This is a genomic window from Bradyrhizobium oropedii (genome assembly GCF_020889685.1).
In the GTDB taxonomy this organism is placed as follows: domain Bacteria; phylum Pseudomonadota; class Alphaproteobacteria; order Rhizobiales; family Xanthobacteraceae; genus Bradyrhizobium; species Bradyrhizobium oropedii.
Map to the genome: position 1 here is coordinate 1 of NZ_JACMYO010000365.1, position 2,708 is coordinate 2,708.

2 protein-coding genes are annotated in these 2,708 nt (G+C 66.0%); both read right to left on the minus strand.

Features of this window, described 5'->3' with window-relative positions:
- Positions 1 to 167: 167 nt before the first annotated feature.
- A complete protein-coding gene (mtaB, locus tag H8A95_RS42405; RefSeq protein WP_229188368.1) occupies positions 168 to 1,490 on the minus strand; it encodes a tRNA (N(6)-L-threonylcarbamoyladenosine(37)-C(2))-methylthiotransferase MtaB in 1,323 nt (440 codons plus the stop codon).
- 18 nt (positions 1,491 to 1,508) lie between these two features.
- Positions 1,509 to 2,393 (minus strand): diaminopimelate epimerase, encoded by an 885-nt coding sequence (dapF, locus tag H8A95_RS42410; RefSeq protein WP_229188369.1) that lies wholly within the window; start codon positions 2,391 to 2,393, stop codon positions 1,509 to 1,511.
- Positions 2,394 to 2,708 lie beyond the last annotated feature (315 nt).

The window sequence follows — 2,708 nt, forward strand, 5'->3', positions numbered from 1 at the left end:
TGCTTTCGCAGGGACGACACCTCATGTATGGCGCGGCTTGTGAGTCATACTTGTGCTTTCTCGCGACATGACTTGCCGACGCCCGGCGGGATGATTTGTCGCAGTGGCCCCGCTCTCTCCCCTCGTCATTCCGGGGCTCGCGAAGCGAGGGCCCGGAATCCATTCATCTACGAGTGATGCGGCCTGATGGATTCCGGGTACTCGCCTTCGGCGAGCCCCGGAATGACGATGGAGAGGCGCGCGCCGTCATGACCCGTCACTGCGAGCCGCCGCACCATCCCCGGCACATCGCCATCGATCGCGACCGGCAGGAAATGTTCGGTGCGGCCCTGCGTGTCGCTTTCGATCAGCACCTCGCGTGTCGCGCCGACTTCCGCCACAAGCCGCCGTTGTAGCGCGGCGTCGCCGGCCGCGCGCAGCCGCTTGGCGCGCTCTTTGATCGCGCCGCCTGCGACCTGCGGCATCCGTGCAGCGGGTGTGCCCGGTCGGGGCGAATACGGGAACACATGCAGGAAGGTGAGATCGCATTCGTCGACCAGATCGAGCGAACGCGCGAACATCTCTTCAGACTCGGTCGGGAAGCCCGCGATGATGTCGGCGCCGAACGCGATGTCCGGCCGCAACCGGCGCATCTGCGCGCAGAAATCGATCGCGTCCTGGCGTGAGTGCCTGCGCTTCATCCGCTTCAGGATCATGTCGTCGCCGGACTGCAATGACAGATGCAGATGCGGCATCAGCCGCGCGTCGTCGGAGATGACATCTACCAGATCACGATCGGCCTCGATCGAATCGATCGAGGAGATGCGCAGCCGCTTCAGCTCGGGCACGTGGCGAAGGATCTGCCGGGTCAACTGGCCGAGCTTCGGTGCGCCGGGCAGATCGGCGCCATAGCTCGTGAGGTCGACGCCGGTCAGCACGATCTCGGCATGGCCGCGCTCGACCAACGCGCGGACCTGATCGACCACCGCACCCATCGGCACCGAGCGCGAATTGCCGCGGCCAAAGGGGATGATGCAGAAGGTGCAGCGATGATCGCAGCCGTTCTGCACCTGCACGAACACCCGGGGCAGGCCGCGCGCGTAGCCGTCGAGCAGATGCGGCGCCATCTCGGTCACCGCCATGATGTCGGCGACCGCGACCTTCTCGCTCGCGTCGATGCCGAACGGTGCTGCGAGCGCTGAGCGCACCGCCTGCCAGGCGGCACCGCGCATCTTCTCGTCATTGCCGACGACGCGATCGACCTCGGCCATGTCTGCAAACATCTGACTTTGCGTCTGCGCCGCGCAGCCGGTGACCACGATGCGCGCGGTGGGCCGTTCGCGTTTCAGCTTGCGGATCGACTGCCGCGCCTGCGCCACCGCCTCGTTGGTGACGGCGCAGCTGTTGATGACGATGGTGTCGGAAAGTCCCGCCTGCTCCGCCTCGCGGCGAATCACTTCGGATTCGAATGCGTTGAGGCGGCAGCCAAAGGTGACGACATCGACGCCCATAGCAAATCCCGCGCCCGATCAGGCGACGCTGGCGAACAGCGCCGGATCGAAGCGGCCCTCATATTCGAAATCGGCGGTGCCGGTCATCAGCACGTGATCGTCGCGCTCGCGCCATTCGATGCCGAGCTTGCCGCCGGGCAGCGTGATCTCGACGACGCGGTTGGCACGCTTCAGCCGCGCTGCGGCTACCGCGGTCGCGCAGGCGGCCGAGCCGCAGGCCCTGGTGAGGCCGGCACCGCGCTCCCAGGTGCGGATCGTGATGTGGTCGCGATCGACGATATGGGCGAGCGTGATGTTGGCGCGTTCCGGGAAGATCGGATGGTTTTCCAGCAGCGGCCCGAAACGTTCGAGGTCGTAGGCATTGACGTCATCGACCCAGAACACCGCATGCGGATTGCCCATCGAGACCACCGAGGGCGAATGCAGCACCGGATTGTCGATCGGCCCGACCTGCAGCTCGATGTAGCGGGTATCGCGAAATTCCTCAGCCAGCGGAATGTCCTGCCAGCCGAACTTCGGCGCGCCCATGTCGACGGTGTAGAGATCGGGCGCCGGCCCCTGCCAGCAATTGAGCAGGCCGGCGCGGGTCTGGAACGTCGCCGACGTCTGGCCGGTCTTCTCGAAGATCCGCCGCACCACGCAGCGCATGCCGTTGCCGCAGGCACCGGCCTCCGAGCCGTCATTGTTGTAGATCGTGATGTACGCTTCGGTGCCGTCGAGCCGCGGCGGCTGCAGCACCATCAGCTGGTCATAGGGCGCTCCGGCCGGCGAGGCCACGGCGCGCGCCTCCGCCGCCGAAACCTGTGCCCGACCTTGTGCCTCGGAATCGCGCAGGTCGACGACGACGATCTCGTTGCCGATGCCGTTCATCTTGGCGAATGCGTGATTGGCGAGCGCGCTCATCGATTTTCCTAAATTCTGCCCGGTTATATGGCGAGTGGTGGCCTGTTGGCCAGTCCGCAGGCGGCTATGACACATCTGTCATGGGACGAATGCAGAACTCGCGTGTTAGGACTATCGCACCTCGCGGACCGCGCGCCGGGACAGATCGAGCGGCCGTCCGAGGAAGGGGATGGAGAATACCGAATGAACCGTATCAACACGCTCCGCGCCGCCCTGGTCGCGCTGCTCCCTTTGGCCGCGATCGCACTGGCTAGCCCGGCCCCTGCCCAGTCGCCGTCAGCCTCGCCCGCTCCCGCGGCAAGCCCGAGCCCAACC

Excerpts from the sequence above, each read along its gene's own strand:
- mtaB (WP_229188368.1), bottom strand. The coding sequence starts at position 1,490 with ATGGGCGTCGATGTCGTCACCTTTGGCTGCCGCCTCAACGCATTCGAA.
- dapF (WP_229188369.1), bottom strand. The coding sequence starts at position 2,393 with ATGAGCGCGCTCGCCAATCACGCATTCGCCAAGATGAACGGCATCGGC.